General features: G+C 46.4%; 15 protein-coding genes. 13 read left to right on the top strand and 2 right to left on the bottom strand.

Annotated features, from left to right (window positions below):
- Positions 1 to 407: 407 nt before the first annotated feature.
- The 7 genes from H6F63_RS17565 (at position 408) to H6F63_RS17535 (ending at position 8734) form a co-directional block, all read left to right on the top strand.
- A complete protein-coding gene (locus H6F63_RS17565; RefSeq protein WP_190638832.1) occupies positions 408 to 2288 on the top strand; it encodes a diguanylate cyclase in 1881 nt (626 codons plus the stop codon).
- 606 nt (positions 2289 to 2894) lie between these two features.
- Positions 2895 to 3425: an outer membrane beta-barrel protein gene (locus H6F63_RS17560; RefSeq protein ID WP_190638831.1), complete on the top strand. Its 531-nt coding sequence runs from the start codon at positions 2895 to 2897 to the stop codon at positions 3423 to 3425.
- Between the two features lie 309 nt (positions 3426 to 3734).
- Positions 3735 to 3992 (top strand): hypothetical protein, encoded by a 258-nt coding sequence (locus tag H6F63_RS17555; protein ID WP_190638830.1) that lies wholly within the window; start codon positions 3735 to 3737, stop codon positions 3990 to 3992.
- A 5-nt stretch (positions 3993 to 3997) separates the two neighbouring features.
- Positions 3998 to 5980, top strand: a complete 1983-nt coding sequence (gene sir, locus H6F63_RS17550; RefSeq protein ID WP_190638829.1) for a sulfite reductase, ferredoxin dependent — start codon at positions 3998 to 4000, stop codon at positions 5978 to 5980.
- A gap of 373 nt (positions 5981 to 6353) precedes the next feature.
- On the top strand, positions 6354 to 6755 hold the full coding sequence (locus H6F63_RS17545; protein ID WP_199298106.1) for a BON domain-containing protein: 402 nt from the start codon (positions 6354 to 6356) through the stop codon (positions 6753 to 6755).
- A gap of 62 nt (positions 6756 to 6817) precedes the next feature.
- Positions 6818 to 7588, top strand: coding sequence for a 16S rRNA (uracil(1498)-N(3))-methyltransferase (locus H6F63_RS17540; RefSeq protein WP_190638833.1), 771 nt, complete (start codon positions 6818 to 6820; stop codon positions 7586 to 7588).
- Positions 7589 to 7657: 69 nt separating this feature from the next.
- Positions 7658 to 8734, top strand: coding sequence for a tetratricopeptide repeat protein (locus tag H6F63_RS17535; protein WP_190638828.1), 1077 nt, complete (start codon positions 7658 to 7660; stop codon positions 8732 to 8734).
- A 122-nt stretch (positions 8735 to 8856) separates the two neighbouring features.
- Here the strand turns inward: H6F63_RS17535 and H6F63_RS17530 are convergent, their stop codons facing one another.
- Positions 8857 to 9408, bottom strand: coding sequence for a hypothetical protein (locus H6F63_RS17530; protein WP_190638827.1), 552 nt, complete (start codon positions 9406 to 9408; stop codon positions 8857 to 8859).
- A 240-nt stretch (positions 9409 to 9648) separates the two neighbouring features.
- Between H6F63_RS17530 and H6F63_RS17525 the strand changes: the two genes are divergently transcribed.
- Both H6F63_RS17525 and H6F63_RS17520 read left to right on the top strand, forming a co-directional pair.
- Positions 9649 to 9804 carry a hypothetical protein gene (locus tag H6F63_RS17525; RefSeq protein ID WP_190638826.1) on the top strand — a complete coding sequence of 52 codons (156 nt, stop codon included), beginning with the start codon at positions 9649 to 9651 and terminating at the stop codon, positions 9802 to 9804.
- A 19-nt stretch (positions 9805 to 9823) separates the two neighbouring features.
- Positions 9824 to 10522 carry a triacylglycerol lipase gene (locus H6F63_RS17520; protein WP_190638825.1) on the top strand — a complete coding sequence of 233 codons (699 nt, stop codon included), beginning with the start codon at positions 9824 to 9826 and terminating at the stop codon, positions 10520 to 10522.
- Here H6F63_RS17520 and H6F63_RS17515 read toward each other — a convergent pair.
- On the bottom strand, positions 10452 to 10883 hold the full coding sequence (locus tag H6F63_RS17515; RefSeq protein WP_190638824.1) for a VOC family protein: 432 nt from the start codon (positions 10881 to 10883) through the stop codon (positions 10452 to 10454). The two genes, H6F63_RS17520 and H6F63_RS17515, sit on opposite strands and share 71 nt — an antisense overlap.
- A gap of 57 nt (positions 10884 to 10940) precedes the next feature.
- Between H6F63_RS17515 and H6F63_RS17510 the strand changes: the two genes are divergently transcribed.
- From H6F63_RS17510 to H6F63_RS17495, 4 genes are all read left to right on the top strand, one after another.
- Positions 10941 to 11714 carry a TIGR00297 family protein gene (locus tag H6F63_RS17510; RefSeq protein WP_190638823.1) on the top strand — a complete coding sequence of 258 codons (774 nt, stop codon included), beginning with the start codon at positions 10941 to 10943 and terminating at the stop codon, positions 11712 to 11714.
- A gap of 159 nt (positions 11715 to 11873) precedes the next feature.
- Complete coding sequence (locus tag H6F63_RS17505; RefSeq protein WP_190638822.1) at positions 11874 to 13793, top strand: pre-peptidase C-terminal domain-containing protein; 1920 nt, start codon at positions 11874 to 11876, stop codon at positions 13791 to 13793.
- A 268-nt stretch (positions 13794 to 14061) separates the two neighbouring features.
- On the top strand, positions 14062 to 14814 hold the full coding sequence (locus H6F63_RS17500; RefSeq protein WP_190638821.1) for a peptidylprolyl isomerase: 753 nt from the start codon (positions 14062 to 14064) through the stop codon (positions 14812 to 14814).
- A complete protein-coding gene (locus H6F63_RS17495) occupies positions 14763 to 17357 on the top strand; it encodes a peptidase domain-containing ABC transporter (protein ID WP_190638820.1) in 2595 nt (864 codons plus the stop codon). The genes H6F63_RS17500 and H6F63_RS17495 overlap by 52 nt, the downstream gene beginning before the upstream one ends.
- The last annotated feature ends 363 nt before the right edge of the window (positions 17358 to 17720 follow it).

The raw sequence follows: 17720 nt of genomic DNA, 5'->3' as shown, positions 1-17720 counted from the left end.
ATAGTATAAGCACCTTCTCTCTTACATAAGGATTCTCATGCTCTTTTAAAGTCTTTAGTAGCCGTTCCTTTTGTTCTTGAGAAAGATGGTTTTTGGCTGGCATATGTGGCTAAAAATAACTTAGTACTTAATTTTATATTATACAATCAAGCTGCGTAACAGCTTATCTTTCAGACATGAGAGTTACCAAATTGAAATCCCCCCACTTACCTTCCAGCAACTATCCCTAAATCTAGAACGTCACCAGCTAAAACAAACGTTGCGTCAAAAATAGCGCAATTGGAGCAACATGGCACACCCCAAGAAAACACTATCTGTAACATTTCCTCCATCTACTTTAGACTGCGCTTATCATGGCAAAAAAACTTACTTTTTAGGGTGAATGGGAATCTTCACAGAGGTGTCAGATGAAGGATATCACTTCCGCCCACAAAGCAGAGGAACACTATGCCTTAGCAGTCACAGCTGGTCAGGTGGGACTCTGGAACTGGAATCTCCAGACTTGTGAAATGTATTTCAACCCCAGCTGGAAAGCGATGCTGGGTTATACGGATCGGGAAATCCCCAATCACCAAGCTGCTTGGCTGCGGCTGATATCTCCTGATGACCGGGAATGGGTGATGACTTCAGCGAATATCCATATAGAAGGGTTAACACCTCAATTTGAAATTGAACACCGGATGCTGCACAAAAATGGTAGTGTTCGGTGGTTTCTCTGTCGTGGGATGGCATTTCGAGACGAAACTGGCAAAGCCTATCGGATGGCGGGGTCAACTACTGATATTACTGAGCGTAAGCGGACAGAAGAAGCTCTCCAAGAAAGTGAGTATCGGTATTACACCCTAGCTAAAATGTCGCCTGTAGGAATATTCCACACAGATGCTGAAGGGAACTGCTTGTATGTCAATGAGCGCTGGCGCGAACTCACGGGACTGACGCTGGCTGAGGCACTAGGACAAGGCTGGGTAAAAGCGATACACCCTGACGATCGCTCACGTCTGCTCGTTGAATGGCACCAAGCAATGGTAGGAAACTGCACCTTTGCCTACGAGTATCGGTTTCGGCGTTCTGACGGAGTAGTAACCTGGGTTTTTGGTCAGGCGGTACCAGAAAAAGGGCAAGGGAATAGTATTGTCGGCTTCATTGGCACTATCACCGACATCACCGAGCGTAAAGCCACTGAGGAGGCGCTGCGGCTGCAATGTTTCCGGGAACGACTGATCGGATCAATGCTAGAGCGCATCCGTCAGTCTCTTGATCTGGGCGAGATTCTCAACACTACAGTAGCAGAAGTGCGGCAATTTCTGGAGTGCGATCGCGTTTTAGTCCACCGTTTTCAACCAGACTGGAGTGGTGTTATCACTGTGGAGTCACAAGACCCCAGATGGTCTCCCATTCTGGGAACCTGCATCGCAGATCGTTGCTTTAGTGAAAACTACGTCCGTCTTTATCAGCACGGTCGCATCCAAGCGGTGACAGATATCTATACATCCGGACTCAGCCAGTGTCACATCAATTTGTTGGAGCGATTTCAGGTTAGAGCTAACTTAGTCGTTCCCATCCTACAAGAAAGGGTTCAAACCTTGGGAGATTCTAGTTATTCTGAATCTTCACACCCCATATTGTGGGGGTTGCTGGTTGCTCATCAGTGTCGCGATGCCCGACAGTGGCAACCTTGGGAAATCGATTTGCTTAAATCGCTTTCGACGCAAGTGGGAATGGCAATTCAACAAGCGGAACTCTATCAACAATTGCAAGCCGCTAATCTTCAATTACAGCGCCTTGCTACTTTAGACGGTCTGACTCAGGTGGCAAACCGTCGCCGGTTTGATGAATACTTAGACCAAGAGTGGCGGCGGCTTAAACGCGATCGCATTCCTCTGTCTCTGATCATGTGCGATATTGACTGTTTCAAAGCTTACAATGATACCTACGGTCATCAAGCTGGGGATGCCTGTTTAATTGCAGTCGCTAACGCGATCGCCACTGCTCTCAAGCGACCTGCGGATTTAGTTGCTCGCTACGGTGGCGAAGAATTTGCGGCGATCTTGCCAAATACTACCGGAAGCGGTGCTTTTAAAGTTGCACAGACAATTCGCGCCGCCGTGCAAGCATTAAAGATTGTTCATGCCAGTTCCCTCGTCAGCGAGTATGTCACCCTCAGTTTGGGTGTCGCTTGTACGGTTCCCGATCGCGATACCTTACCGGAAACGCTGTTAAAGGCAGCTGATGAGGCTCTTTATCAGGCAAAAGCTTCCGGACGCGACGCAAGTGTATATGCGCGTTAGCATTTCTCTGCCTGCCTTCTATGCTGCTTTTCACATAATAATTGTAGGTTGATAGCGTTACCCAACCAACGCTTATATTGCGTTTGCCGTAACCTCAAGCACCACGCCTTAAGAGCTATCAAAACACAAATGCGGCTCTCCCACCTACGAGAATCATTCAATTGCCGCCTTTCATTTTCATATAAACAGGCTGCAACCTCTTTTAAAATATCCTAGCTATATTATAACCTATTTTACCCCATTCATCGCTCTTGAATATTCATTTGTTGAAATGAATATTCCATTATTTGATACTTTGTACTTCCGGACGGAGTGTGACAGTTTTCTAACAGTCCACCGTCATAGGCAGCTAATTTAAGCGAATGCTATGGCTGCCTAGCTTTCTGGTAAAGACATATCTTACTTTAGACATAAAGATGTAATGAACCAACCGCAAGTAAGAGATGGAAGCCTTGCCAGTGGTTAGTTAAAGCAGTATACGGCTTAAAAAAATAACTTACTTTATGTAATAAAATTTCTTGTCAAATTTCTGGAACCTTTTGTTTTTTACAACGACATTGAGAATAACAAGGCAAATGTAAACCAGCCGAATTGATGGAAGTAATTATGAAACGCGCTCTCAAATCAGTTGCCAGAATTTCTGTATTATCAGCACTAGCGATCGCTCCAATTTTAGGTTCTAGTTTTGCCGCCTCTGCTAAGCCTACAGGAACAGATGCAAACTATGTAGGTGTAGGCGCTTCTGCTAACCCTTTTAATGGTGGACAAGACGGAGATGCTGCTGCTATCGGCGGTGTTATTCAAGGTCGCTACGCGGTTCCAAAGACGCCAGTTTCTGTTAGAGGTTCCGTGCAGTTCACAAATGAAACCAGCACCATTATCCCGACAATTACCTACGACCAGGCTATTACCAACAACGCCAACGTCTACGTCGGTCTTGGCTACGGCATCCATGAAGCGGAAGGCAAGCCATCCACCTTTGGTAACAAAAGCGCTCCCGTTGTGACAGCAGGTGTAGAAGCGGAAGTTGCCAAAGATATTGTCGTCTTCAGTGATGCCAAACTGGGAATCAAACCTTACCAAGATAGCTCTGCATCTTCTGTCAGCGTCAATGTGGGCGTAGGCTACGGTTTCTAGATCAACAGGCAAGCATCTAAAATCTAAAATCTTCTGAAAGTAGGACAGGCATCTTGCCTGTCTTTTTTTCTGTTTTCTGTTCCAGAGGACTTACTCAAAAACCCTCTCAAACTCTTATTCCTTTGTGTCCAAGACTTACGCACTTGCCGTGAACTAAAGTTCCGGCTCAAAGCCCAAACCCATTGAAATGGGTTGGTTTGAGGTTTTATAGTCAGTTTAAACTGACTTGGGCTTTGGGCTAGGAAATTGATTTCCTTCTAGTGCGTAAGTCCTAGTGTCCTTCGTGTCTAAGCGCTAACAGCGGTTCATTTGCGTTACTGGTGGGTAAGTCCTGTTCTAGCCACCGGGGAACGCTTTACAGGAGGCTGTGGCCATTTGCCAGCCGGGGACTGGGAACGAGAAATTTTTCTCATTCAATCCCCTCCTCCCCAGCTTTCTGTAACTATTATTAAAATTCAAGGTTTTTGGTGGCGATCGCAAGAGACTGAGAGTGGTGATAGTACCATAAAGATATACACCGAAATTCCGACCGATTTACTGGTGATATTAAACCTCTCAGCCGCATAGTTCCGATGGTAAAATCTCCGATTTCCCCAGTCCAAAAGCTTTCTAAAGTAGAAGGACTAAAAGAACGCAGTAACTATTTGCGTGAACCAGTGGCAAGTGAGCTGCTGGAAGACACCAACTGCTTCACAGAAAATGCTACTCAAATTCTCAAGTTTCACGGCTCATACCAGCAGGACAACCGGGATAACCGGGTTAAGGGTCAGGAGAAAGATTACCAGTTCATGCTGCGAACCCGCAATCCGGGGGGCTTCACACCACCAGAACTGTATCTGACCTTAGACCGCCTGGCCTCTGAATATGGTAATGGGACGCTACGCGCTACGACTCGCCAAGGCTTTCAGATGCATGGGATTTTGAAGAAAAATCTCAAAAGCGCGATCGCATCCATAATAAACAGCATGGGATCGACGTTGGGAGCCTGCGGCGACGTCAACCGCAACGTGATGGCACCACCAGCACCTTTTAAAAATCGCCCAGAATACGAGTATGCCTGGGAGTATGCCAATAATATAGCCGAGCTGCTGACACCTCAGACTGGTGCTTATTACGAGATTTGGCTGGATGGCGAAAAAGCTATCAGTGCTGAAGAAAATCCAGAGGTAAAAGCGGCGCGTCAACGCAACGGCAACGGCACCATAATACACGGGAAAGAAGAACCGATTTATGGCGAGCATTATATGCCGCGGAAGTTTAAGTGTGCCGTAACCGTACCGGGAGATAATTCGGTAGACTTGTATTCCCAGGATGTCAGCTTGGTGGTAATAACCAGCGCTTCTGGAGAATTAGAAGGGTTTAACGTCTTTGCTGGCGGTGGTTTGGGACGCACTCACAACAAAGAAGAAACGTTTCCCCGGATGGCAGACCCAATTGGGTATGTAGAAAAAGATGATATCTACGACCTGATTAAGGCAATTGTCTCCACTCAAAGAGATTATGGCGATCGCGTCAACCGTCGTCATGCACGGATGAAATATCTGATTGAGGATTGGGGAGTCGAGAAATTCCGGGAAACTGTCGAAGGTTTCTTTGGGAAAAAACTGGCACCTTTTAAGGAATTACCGCCGTTTAAATACGAAGATTACCTGGGATGGAACGAACAAGGCGATGGTAAGCTTTTCTTGGGAATTTCCATCGAAAATGGTCGGATTAAAGACGAAGGCGACTTTAAACTCTTGACAGCACTTCGGGAAATTCAGGAGAAATTTGCCTTACCCTTCCGCCTGACACCCAACCATAACCTGATTATTTACGAAATTGAACCAGAACAGAAACAGGCAATTAGCCAGATTCTTCAAAACTGCGGAATTGAGCTAGATGCAGATAAGATCGATCCGTTAGTGCGGTATTCGATGGCTTGTCCAGCAATGCCTACTTGCGGCTTGGCAATCACCGAGTCGGAAAGGGCGATGCCTAGTATTCTAGATCGGTTGCGATCGCTACTAGAAAAAGTAGGATTGGCAAACGAAAAGATTATCGTGCGGATGACAGGTTGTCCGAATGGTTGTGCGCGTCCTTACTTAGCAGAGTTAGGCTTCGTTGGCAGTGCGCCTGAGTCTTATCAGCTTTGGCTGGGGGCTTCGCCTGACCAAACGCGGCTTTCAAGAGCATACATGGATCGGCTGCACATCAACGAGCTGGAAGCTGAGTTAGAGCCAATTTTTGTCTTCTTCAAGCAGTCGCGACAAACTGAGGAGAGTTTCGGAGATTTTTGCGATCGCGTCGGTTTTGATGCTATTCGCCAGTTTACCGTCGATTATGAATCTGAAGCTGTATCACCCCAGTCAGATGCTGGCTTAATTAATGAGGTGGTACTGCCAGAAGAATCTGAAATTCAAGTCGCCGCTAAAATCCGCCGTCGGATCAATGTTCGCGATGAGGTATATACTCGCTTGAAAGCAGAGGCAGCTCGTCAGGGTAAGCCAGTGACTCAGTTAGCGAGTGATGCTATTGAAGCCTATTTGCAGGCTAACCAAGCGTCGCCAGAGTAATCGGGGCTGGGGACTAGCGACTGGGGACTGGGGACTAGGTAAGACTTTTTCCCAATCCCCAATCCCCAATCCCCAATCCCTTGATGATTGGTGGTAATTGGTTTCAAAGGTGTAGTTAGGCGTGCCTTTAATCTTCTGGTGTCACTCTCAGTTGTAGTTTTAGGTTGGATGTGTGCGGCTAAGCTTTACGCAACAAAAGTCAGAAGTATTACTTAGCTAACTCAACAAATCGTTCGCTTTAGCATTTTAAACTTTAAAAGCAACCCTATTTGGGATTAATTTCTATACCGGATGGCTAATTTCCGATGGGGGATGCAATTAGAAATAGGGAGATGTGTAATAGAAGATACAGAAACTCCGTTAGGAGAGAAGAATGATGACTTGGTTAGAAAAGCAAATTGGACAAGTATATAATAGCCAAGTAGAGAGCAAGCACGATGCTGAAGCTATTGAAGAGGAAATGAGTCCCGGACTCACTGGCGAGTATGACTTGGAGTTGCGCGAGAAAGCTGGGGTACACTCGCCTCCCCCACCTCCAGAAAATATGGGACTTGAGGGCGAATACGATTCCAACGGTTTAGTAAAGCGGGTTGCAGCTGCTTTTGATAAAGATCCGAACATCAAGAATATTGAAACCCTTGATATCGTCCAAGATGGTGGAACTATCGTACTTAAAGGCTCTGTACCTAATCGATCCATCTTGAGTCATATAGAACAGGTAGCTGCCAAAGTAGATGGTACTAAAGCAGTAGATACTAGCCAGGTGACATATTAAGTCAGCTAAAGTTTTCCCAGCTAAAATTAAAAGTTTGATAGTAGTGGGAAAACAAATTGGCGATGCAAAGACTAGCGATCGCACCCTCGCAATTTCAGAACCAGCAAATTATCCTGACGGCTGAACAACAGCATTACTTGAGTCGGGTGTTGCGGTTGCGGGATGGCGATCGCTTTATTGCTATGGATGGACTCGGACACTGGTGGCTGGCTAAACTAGAGGGCAATCAGGCGCAGATTCTAGAACCAATTCTCCAGCCAAACACAGAGTTGCCAGTAGCAATTACGCTGATGGCAGCTTTGCCAAAAGGCAACGGTTTTGATGAAGTGGTGCGCTACAGTACCGAAGTGGGGGTAGTAGCAATTGTGCCATTAGTAAGCGATCGCACTCTCCTGAACCCCAGCAGCGGGAAACTCGAACGCTGGCGACGAATTGCTACAGAAGCAGCTGAGCAATCAGAACGTCAAATCGTACCAACAATTTTAGATCCTGTTCCCTTTGCCACAGCTTTGTCATTGGCAAAGGACAAAAATTATATCTGCGTTGCGCGTGGCGACTCTCCCCATTTACGAGATTGTTTGCAAAATAAAGATTTTGCTGGGAGCGGTGATTCCCCCAATCCCCAATCCCCAATCCCCAATCCCCAACACCCATCCATTGCGATCGCAACAGGCCCAGAAGGCGGCTGGACGGCTGCTGAAATCGAGAATGCGATCGCATCCGGTTTCCAACCTGTTTCTCTCGGTCGTCGCATCCTCAGAGCCGTCACCGCCCCACTTGTCGCCTTATCTCTGGTAGCTGCTGCTTTTGAAGATGAAAAAATTGTTGGGTAAAGTAGGATGGAAATTATCTATCAACTGCTCGAATTTTTAATTTTTAACTTTTAATTTTTAATTCTTTCCATGCTGGAACAAGTTGCGGAAGCCTTTGAGCGCAAAGACTATAAAACAGTTGCTTGGTTGCTGAAAAACCTGGTGAAACAAATGCCGCAAAATCCTACAGTGCAGCTTTATGTAGGACGACTGCACGAAGAAACAGGCAAGCTGGAGGCGGCAGAAACTGTTTATCGGCAACTGTTAAGGGATGCAACCAATCCGAAAATTATGTCGCAAGCACGGCAAGGATTGCAACGTCTAGAAGCGATCGCCCAAAAAAAACGGCAACAAGCGATCGCGCAAGCCACCGCCTCAAAAGAAGATACCGAAGCTGGTGTCTTAGTTCTGGAAGCCCTGAGTCAGGAGGCAAAACAATCAGCTGCCCAAAGTTTAGCTCGGATTATGCAGCTAGACCCCTACAGCGCACGCCTACAATTGCCCAGTCGCGGCTGGCGGCTGTACCGTACTGGCTTGGTAGGAGAAATGCGATACTACAGCCAGCAATTGCAGCAAGCTGACATTCCTTGTTTTTGGGCAAATCTGGCAGACATTGAGAAAATTAACGTTTTCAAAGTCAGCCATTTTGTCTCTGTTACTCCGCAAGTTAGCGTGGTTTGTGAAAACGATCGTTCTCAGATTGGTTCTCTCAACTTTAGCTGGTCAGAAGTGCGCGATCGCGTAGAGGGACAGTTACCCATTTTTGAAGAAGTTGTAGACCAAGATGCCCACCACAAGCTGCAATGGAAAACCAAAACCCAAGATTACGCGCAATTTTGCGACTTGCATCTCCCCGCCAGACGCAGCATACTCCGCCTCTCGGACAGCAGCTACCAGTTTCCGAAGGGTATTCCCTTCAACTCACAGCAGTCCAATCAACCCACCAACCGCACTAACTGGAATAATTTACTCACTTTCTTAAACCAGCAGCTGCAACAGACACCAGTTTGGTCTGATTTCAACCTTTTTGCCCAATCAGCCCTAGATTACGCCGAAATGCTAAAACGCCTCAAGTCCCACATTCACTTGTTTCGCCGCGAAGAAACCCTCTGGGACCCTGCCTTCCAGTTGTACAGTGGGCTGGTTTTCCTCAGAAGTCCAAAATAATGCAAAAAACGTTAAGTGAACCGGTGGTATAAAAGGCAAAAAACCAGAATAAAAAAAGGCAAAAGATTCTTTCTTTTGCCTTTTGCTGCCCCTTTTTTAGAGGGAATCGAATGAAAGCCTTTTTATGAGTTAGGCGTTTTCACCTGACGTGCCATATCCATGAAGTTGCTCATGCTGGGGCCTGGACGGCGACGGCTCTTAGAACTGGTAACTGGGTTCAAATATTTGGGAGCAAAAGTGGTGTCATTCGAGGATGGAACCTTGCCGTTAGTAGTAGCAGGTACTGCCTCAACTCCTTTAGCAGTCTGAACTAGCTCAACTTTAGGTCTTTGAGCTATTGCTGCTGCTTCAGCTTTTTCTTCAGACTTGTTATCTGACTTTGGTGAATCCTTTTTAGCAGTAGACGCTGCTACTTTTGCGGGTTCTGGCTTCTTCTGTTGGGATTGTTGAGTCTTGGCTGGTTCTGGCTTCTTCTCTTGGGATTGTTGAGCCTTGACTGGTTCAGCCTTCTTCTGTTCGTTAGAGTCTTTTGACTCGTCAAACTCCATGTAGTATCCAGACTTTTTGCCAGCTTTAGGAGCTATAGCTTTGTTGTCCTCAGACTTTTCAGAGGTAAAAAGCCCTCCGAAGAAAGCGGCAATTCCACCGAACAATTTTTTGATAAAACCGAACATTTATGATTACTCCTGGCGCTTAGATGACGTTGACTCAGTATTCAAAAAAATTGCAACAAGCAATTCTAACTTTGATTCAAGAGTGTTATTACAAATACCACACAGAACTGCTCCTTCTAAAAGGGCGTTGCTTTACATTTGCTCTACGCGGCATCCCTACAATTGTTATCCAGATCGAATTATGAATTTTTACGGCGGACAAGCGCAAGATTCATCGATACTTCTTTATAAAAGTTTACCTTGTTTGTTTCATCAAGTACAGTTACCCAGATGCTTACCAATGGCAGATTGCTACCTGGTTGCAATACTTTACATTTGTCTCAGATTTTGGTAAAGAAGTCAGCCAGTGGGCAGGGTGTCCCAGGCTCGTCGAAAGAAGCGATCGCATCAGCCTAAGCTGAAATTAAATGAAACTATGAGCAAAATGAACTCCAGCCACAAACCCAACCCCGTATTACTGGTTCACGGCATCAACGACACAGCCGCCGTATTTCATAAAATGGCTCCCTACCTGACACAGCGAGGCTGGACTGTATACGATATTAGTCTCCTTCCCAACACTGGGGAAGCGGGTCTTGACTCTCTGGCTGTGCAGGTTGCTGATTACATTGCCAAAACCTTTGCACCAGAACAACCACTAGATTTAGTAGGCTTCAGTATGGGAGGCATTGTCAGCCGCTACTACGTGCAGCGACTGGGGGGAATCAAGCGGGTGCAGCGCTTTATTACTATATCAGCACCCAATAATGGAACCTGGGCAGGATACTTTCACAATGGCGAAGGCTGCTGTCAGATGCGACCTGATAGCGGTTTATTATATGATTTGAATCGGGATGTCGAGATGCTGGAGCAGCTGAATTTCACTTCTATCTGGACACCTTACGATTTAATAATTTTGCCTCCGAAAAGTTCGCAAATGCCTGTAGGTAAGGACGTGCAGCTGCCGATATTATTCCACCCGTGGATGATTACAGACATTAGGGCAATTAAAACTGTGGCTGAGGCACTCTCAGAACCACTTAAGAGCGATCGCGAAGCGTCTCCTAAGCAGAATCGCCAACTTCAGCGTACTCCCGAACGCCAAAAATCGCCTCAGCATGAGCGTAATATTTAAACTCCATCAGATTATAAAACGGATCTTCTAAGAAAAAAGTGCGATGCTCTGTCAGTTGACCGGGAAAGCGATGCTTAGGCTCTTGATAAAATTGTAGCTGTCGTTGTTGCGCCCGTTTAAGCATTGCTTCCCAGTCAGACTCGGCGGTAAAAATCAGCCCAAAGTGTCTAGGATAAATACCTCGTTGCGGGGTAAGAGGTTCTTTGGTGACGTGAGCAACGAGTTGATGACCGGATAAATTTAGAATTACAGCATCGCGTGTTTCCCGTCCAACTTTGCAACCGAGTCCATCAGCGTAGTAGGCTTTGGCTTGAGCAACATTGGTGATGGGAAAGGCAAGATGAAATATTGTTGGGTTCATGGCTGTTGGCTTAGCGGAACTATTTTGAATTAGTTTAATGTTTTGAGATTTATGCTAATGCTCTCTACGATTAATTCTGTCAATCCGTGGCTGGTAGCGATCGCATTGAATACAATTTTGGCGATTGTCGCCTATTTCGCCCCGAAAAAGCTTCTTACTCCGGCGGGATTACTCCATAGTTGGGCGCTGGGCGTTATCATCTGGGGAACCCTCGGCTTTCCCGGATATTTAGTGGTAATGTTTTATTTCCTCGTTGGTTCTGGTGTCACGCGCATCGGTATGGCGCAAAAGGAAGCCGAGGGAATTGCGGAAAAACGTTCTGGCGCACGGGGGCCAGAAAATGTCTGGGGTTCGGCTTTTACGGCGACACTCTGCGCCTTGGGAGTGCTGGTGGCTAATTATTTAGCACAACCTCAATGGATACCCCTACTATTGTTGGGTTACGTGGCGAGTTTCAGCACCAAACTCTCGGACACTTGCGCCAGTGAAGTCGGGAAAGCTTACGGTAAACGCACATTTCTCATCACCACTTTACAACCCGTGGCGCGGGGAACCGAAGGGGCGGTATCTTTAGAGGGGACTTTAGCTGGGATAGTGGCATCGGCAGCGATCGCGTTCGTTGGCTGGGGAGTTGGTACAATCGACCTGTTGGGTGTGCTTTTGTGTGTGTTGGCGGCGTTTATTGCTACCAATTTAGAAAGTGTAATTGGTGCCACATTGCAAAGTCGCCTAGAATGGCTTACCAACGAATTAGTAAATGTAGTGAATACATTGATCGGCGCGATCGCGGCTATATTATTAGCCTTAGCTGTGTCTGCTGGAATGGGTTGAGAATGCGATCGCTTTGTTTCCTGAGTGCAGAGATTTGTGAAGGTTGTATAAAGCGACGCATGAAGATTAGTTAAATCTGACTAATAAACTTGTCATCCTCCACAAGAAAGAAATAAATAGAGTAATCAGTAGTGTTATTACTTTCAGGAGGGGATGGTCATGCCAGCAGATTATGCCGGAAACTCATTTAATCAAGCCAGAAATATCAACCTCACTACCAATGTCACTCCCTACAGGGATTTTGTGGGTGCCGCCGATCCCTTGGACTACTATAAATTCACTTTCAGTGGTCGCAGCAGCTTGTTCCTTACCCTTGGTAGACTGAGCGCTGATGCCAATGTTCAATTGTTCAACAGCAGCAATCCGAATCAAGCGATCGCTAGTTCAACTCGAAGAGGTAGTTATCGAGAATACATCGGTGCCACTCTAGATGCAGGCACCTACTTCGTCAAAGTTTATCGGCAAAGGGGCGATAGTTACTACAACCTGAGAATGTCTGCCAATCCTGCCACTCCCATCAATACCGCACCCGTCATTGGACTGCCAACTGGAACCGTATCTTATACTGAGAACGGCCCAGGAGCGCTAATTGGGGCGGGGGCAACTGTTACTGATACCACCTCCCCCAACTTCGATACTGGCACCCTAAACGTAAGTTTAAGCCCAGTCTCTAACGCTTCTGATATCTTAGGGATTCGCAACCAAGGTACAGCTATTGGTCAGATTGGAGTATCGGGTAATACGATCACCTACGGGGGAACCGTTATCGGTACTTATAGCGGTGGACTTACTTCTTTTTCCGTCAATTTTAATAGTAATGCCACTGCTACTGCTGCCCAAGCCTTAGTGCAAAACATCACTTATCAGAATAGCTACGACGATCAATCCAACCTTAACCGTACTGTCAGCTTTACGATGACTGATGGTGACGGTGGTACGAGTGCGACGGTAAGTAGAGGCATCACTATAATCCCAGTGAACGATGCGCCTGTAATAACTGTACCTGGTGCCAAAACTGTAGATGAAGACACCGATTTAACAATTACAGGGATCAGTATCGGCGATCGCGATGCTGGCAGTAACCCCGTGCGAGTCACTTTATCAGCCAGCCAAGGTAAACTTACCTTTGGCTCCACAAATGGACTTAGCTTTGGTCCAGCAGGAGGAAACGGTAGCTCTACCATGATCTTCACTGGGACGTTAGCAGCCATTAACACAGCTTTTAGTAATCTTACCTACCGAGGCAACACTAACTACTTTGGTACTGACACCATTAACATCAGTGTTAATGACCAGGGTAATACAGGCGGTGCTGCTTTGAGCGATAGTAAAACACTGGCGCTGACAGTAAATTCCGTTCCCGATTCCTACACCCTCTACAATGGAACGGGTACACCGGATACCCAAGGCTATCTAGCTTTTGGAACTCAAGGCTTACCTCCCTTCGTTCCTGCTGGCACTCAAACAGCCCTCGCTGGCGGCGGGGTCAACTTAAATAGCACTTCAAATAACCTGGTTCCGGCTGGCTATAGCAACTATAGAGAAGCCTCACCTGCTACTTTGGTCAATCCATTATTCCCCACCCTTGACCGAAATAGTGGCTATACCATCAGTTTCGAGGTGAAGATTAACAGCGAAGCTCACACCAGCGATGATAACAACGACGGAAAACAAGACCGGGCTGGTTTCAGCATCACTACCATCAGCAGCGACGGACAGAAGGGCATTGAGCTAGGCTTCTGGAATAATGAAATTTGGGCGCAGGATGGTGGCCCCAATGTGCCTAATGGCCCTAATCGAACACTTTTCACTCACAGTGAGGGAGTTTTGAGGTCAACAACCAGCATGACCCAATACGATCTGAGAGTCCAAGGTAACAATTACCAGCTTCTGGCCAATGGTTCCCAAATCTTGACGGGCGCACTCCGCGACTACACTGCCTTTGATCATACCAACACCATAGCTGGCGCTTTGCCTTACGATCCTTATGAGACACCTAACTTCCTATTCTTGGGTGACAATACCACTTCTGCACGCACTAATGTTGATATACGATCTATCGCGATCGCTACCGCTTAAAAAATAACTCTGTGGTTCTAGAAACTCGGTTTCTTCCTTGAAGCCGGGTTTCTGTGGACTGTGGTTCTTTGATTAGAAGATAATAGATGTGGAGAACCTATTTCATTATGGGATTCATCGCATCGGCAGCTTTTGTAAACGTTAATGACACAAAAGCGCGATCGCGATCGGGGCAACTACACTAGACTTGCTTGGGAATCCCAGCAAGTACGGAATAATTTAACCAGACATTGTATAAGTTCTGGACATCTACTTACCTCGTTACTTCATGGAAGCAGCCTTTTTGATCGTTGATGAGCAGCCCGTAACCCTTGGGCAAGCTCTAAAATATTTACAATCCTCTGGAAAACTCAATACTTTCATCGGCGAAATCCTCCGCCAGCACGTAATAGAGCAAGAATTGCAAACACTCCAAGTGCAGCCGAGTTCCGCAGCAATTGAGCAAGCAGTGATTGATTTTCGCTTGCAGCGCGGTTTGACTGACCCTAAGAGTTTCCAAGAATGGCTAACTCAAAACGGTACAGACTATGCAAGTTTTCACAATCAAGTTAGTTCCGGCTTTAAGTTAGCAAAGCTTAAAGCGACGATTGCAGAGCCAAAATTACAAGAATATTTCATCGAACGTAAAATTTTTTTAGATCGGGTGGTACTCTCTCGCCTTGTTGTCGATAAACAAGAATTGGCGGAGGAGTTACATAGCCAAATTGATGAAGGATCTAGCTTTGAGCAACTAGCCAAAGAATATTCTCTCACCGACGACCGCATTGTGAATGGCATGATGGGGCCAGTCAGTAGAGGAACCCTACCGGATATACTCAGAGCAGCTGTTGATACAGCAAGTCCTGGCGAGTTAGTCGGGCCGTTAGAACTGGAACAAACTTGGGCTTTGTTTCGAGTTGAACAGTTTCTTCCAGCCTCATTAGAAGATGGTCAGCTAAAGGAAGCACTACAAAATGAACTTTTTGAGCAATGGTTAGCAGCGAAAATTCAAAAACTAACGGTCAAGCTGCAAGTAAGTTGATAATTGTCGATCAATCTCATAACTTGCCTTGGGATGCGCCGCCTTTAAGCTTGCTTTCTCCTGAAGAGCAAGCGCAATTTAAAACTCAATCCGAGACACGTCGCTACACTCTGGGAGAAAAAATTTGGTCTACGGAGAGTCCCGGCGACCAGTTTTTTATTGTGTCTGGGAAGGTGCGTTTGCGGGAAGAAGGCGCTGCTAAGCCTTTGGCAACTCTGGAAGCAGGAGATTGGTTTGGTGACTTGCAGAAGCTTTCCGGGCTTTTCAAGGCGGTAGCAGCCAGCAAAGAAGTGATAGTAGTGCGTTGGGATACTTCGCTGTGGAGTGAGTTTTCATCGCCAGAAATTGATAGTTTCTGGCAGCAGGAAGGTAGCGCAGATATTTTGCCTGCGTTGGATGCCACAGTAGAAAATGAGCGACGCGCCCCGATACAAAATTATCCCTTTGTTTCCAGTCTCAATACAGCCGCTGCTTGTTTAACAATGGTGGCGCAGCAGCTGGAAAACCCTGCCCCTTTAGAATGGGTGCAGCGCCAGTTGCGGGGACAACGCCCTAGAAATCTGGTGGAAGCTGGAGAAAAAATGGGGCTAGTGCTACGACGGGTGATAGTTTCGCTTGAAGAGTTGCGAAAGCTAACTTTGCCAGCGTTGCTGCACTGGGAACAGGAAAGCTGGGTTGTGGTGTACGAGATTAGAGGCGATCGCTTAATTATCGCTAATCCCCTCAATCCCAGTCAAATTTGCGAAAGCATTCCTCTGTCTGCGGTGGAAACTGCTTGGGATGGGCAACTTTGGCAAGTTGAACCGATCCAAAAGCAGGATAAATTTAATCTCAGTTGGTTTTTACCTGCGGTTTGGCGCTATCGGGGATTATTGTCTGAGGTGCTGTTTGCCTCTTTCACGTTGCAGTTGTTGGGTTTAGCTACACCATTAATTACGCAAGTAGTGATTGATAAGGTGATGGTGCAGGAGAGTTTGCCGACTTTGGACGTGATGGCGATCGCTCTGTTGTCTGTTGCTATATTTGAAGCAGTTTTAGGCATTTTGCGCCTATTCATCTTTACCCACACCGCACGCCGCCTAGACCTCAGCTTATCAGCGCAGTTGTTTCGGCACCTGATGCGGCTACCTTTGGCTTATTTTGAGTCGCGCCGAGTGGGAGACACGGTGGCGCGGGTACAGGAACTGGAAAATATCCGCCAGTTTCTCACTGGTACGGCGATGACTGTGATTTTAGACAGCATCTTTGCCGTGGTGTACCTGACATTGATGTTTTACTACAACGTCAAACTCACCTTTGTGGCGCTGGCGGTAATACCCTTGTTTGCCATTTTGTCAATAGTTGCCACACCGATTCTGCGTAACTGGCTGAACGAAACCTTTAACCGCAGTGCGGACAGTCAATCGTTTCTCGTCGAGACAGTGACGGGGATTCACGCTGTGAAGGCTCATGCGGCGGAGAGGACAACACGCGATCGCTGGGAAGGATTATTTGCCCGTTTCATCCGCACCGGATTTAAAGCTTCCACGACCTCCAATATTAGCAACAACATCGGCGACTTTCTCACCAACTTTTCCAACCTACTAATCCTCTGGTTTGGAGCCACCCTAGTCATCAGCCAGAAGCTTACAATCGGTCAGCTAGTCGCCTTTCAAATGCTATCAGGAAGGATGACCGGGCCACTTCTACGTTTAGTACAACTGTGGCAAAACCTGCAACAAGTTCTACTATCTGTAGACAGAATTGGAGATATTCTCAACGTCGCCCCCGAAGCCGAACCAGGTTCCGGTTTAGTTTTACCCACCTTAAAAGGTCAAGTCACCTTTGATCAAGTTTTCTTCCGCTACCATACCAATCAAGAACCAATTTTACGCGGAATTTCTTTCAAAGTTCAGCCAGGAATGTTTGTTGGAATTGTTGGTAGAAGTGGCTCAGGAAAAAGTACCCTTTCTAAACTTTTGCAGCGACTTTATAGTGTTGAATCAGGGCGCATTCTTATCGATGGGTTTGATATTAAAAGTGCTGATTTAGCATCTCTGCGGCAACAAATTAGTGTAGTTCTCCAAGAAGATTTTCTCTTCAACGGTTCCATCTTAGAAAACATCACCTTGGGCAATCCTGATATCACCGCCGAACAAGTTGTAGAAGCTGCTCGATTAGCAGCCGCCCACGACTTTATCAGCGAACTACCCCAAGGTTACGAAAACCCTGTCGGAGAGCGCGGTACAGCCTTGTCTGGCGGACAGCGACAAAGAATTTCTTTAGCTCGTCTTTTCCATTCGCAAGCCCCGATTTTAATTCTCGACGAAGCCACTAGCGCCCTTGATAGTGAAACTGAGCAACAAGTTCTACAAAACATCCAGAAGGTTTCGCAAAATCGCACAGTATTTATGATTGCTCACAGATTTGAACCACTCAAGCGAGCAGATTTAATATTGGTACTGGAAAAAGGCGTTTTAATGGAACAAGGAACCCACTTGGAACTGATGCAACAAAAAGGATTGTATTACTCACTCTATCAGCGTCAACAGGCATCTGTGTGAGCGCGTAATTACTTGCTCTTATTCTTACATTCACTTAAACAAAGTGAATTTACCTGACGGGGTTGTCACCCCGTCAAAACGTATACCTAATCAACAACATAGCTCTCAAACCCCTCTGAAAGAATGACATCTTGTTTGGTCTTATTCGCATTAACTCGCAACGATTTTTATCGTAAATTGCTTCTATTCGCCATCAGCACGACTTTTAACGGGGCTGTCGCCCCGTCAGTGAATTTACTCATTGGTTCACCAGGGTTATTTCATTCTAAATAGGTCTTTAAGTATGTTAAGACTAAAGCCAGCGAGACGTTGTGCTTGAGCCATGTTTTGGAAACCATAGCTACGATACAGATTGAGTGCGAA

Origin of the sequence: Trichocoleus sp. FACHB-40 (assembly GCF_014695915.1) — a bacterium.
Taxonomy (GTDB): Bacteria; Cyanobacteriota; Cyanobacteriia; order Cyanobacteriales; family FACHB-T130; genus Funiculus; species Funiculus sociatus.
This window is presented reverse-complemented; position numbering and strand designations above follow the sequence as displayed.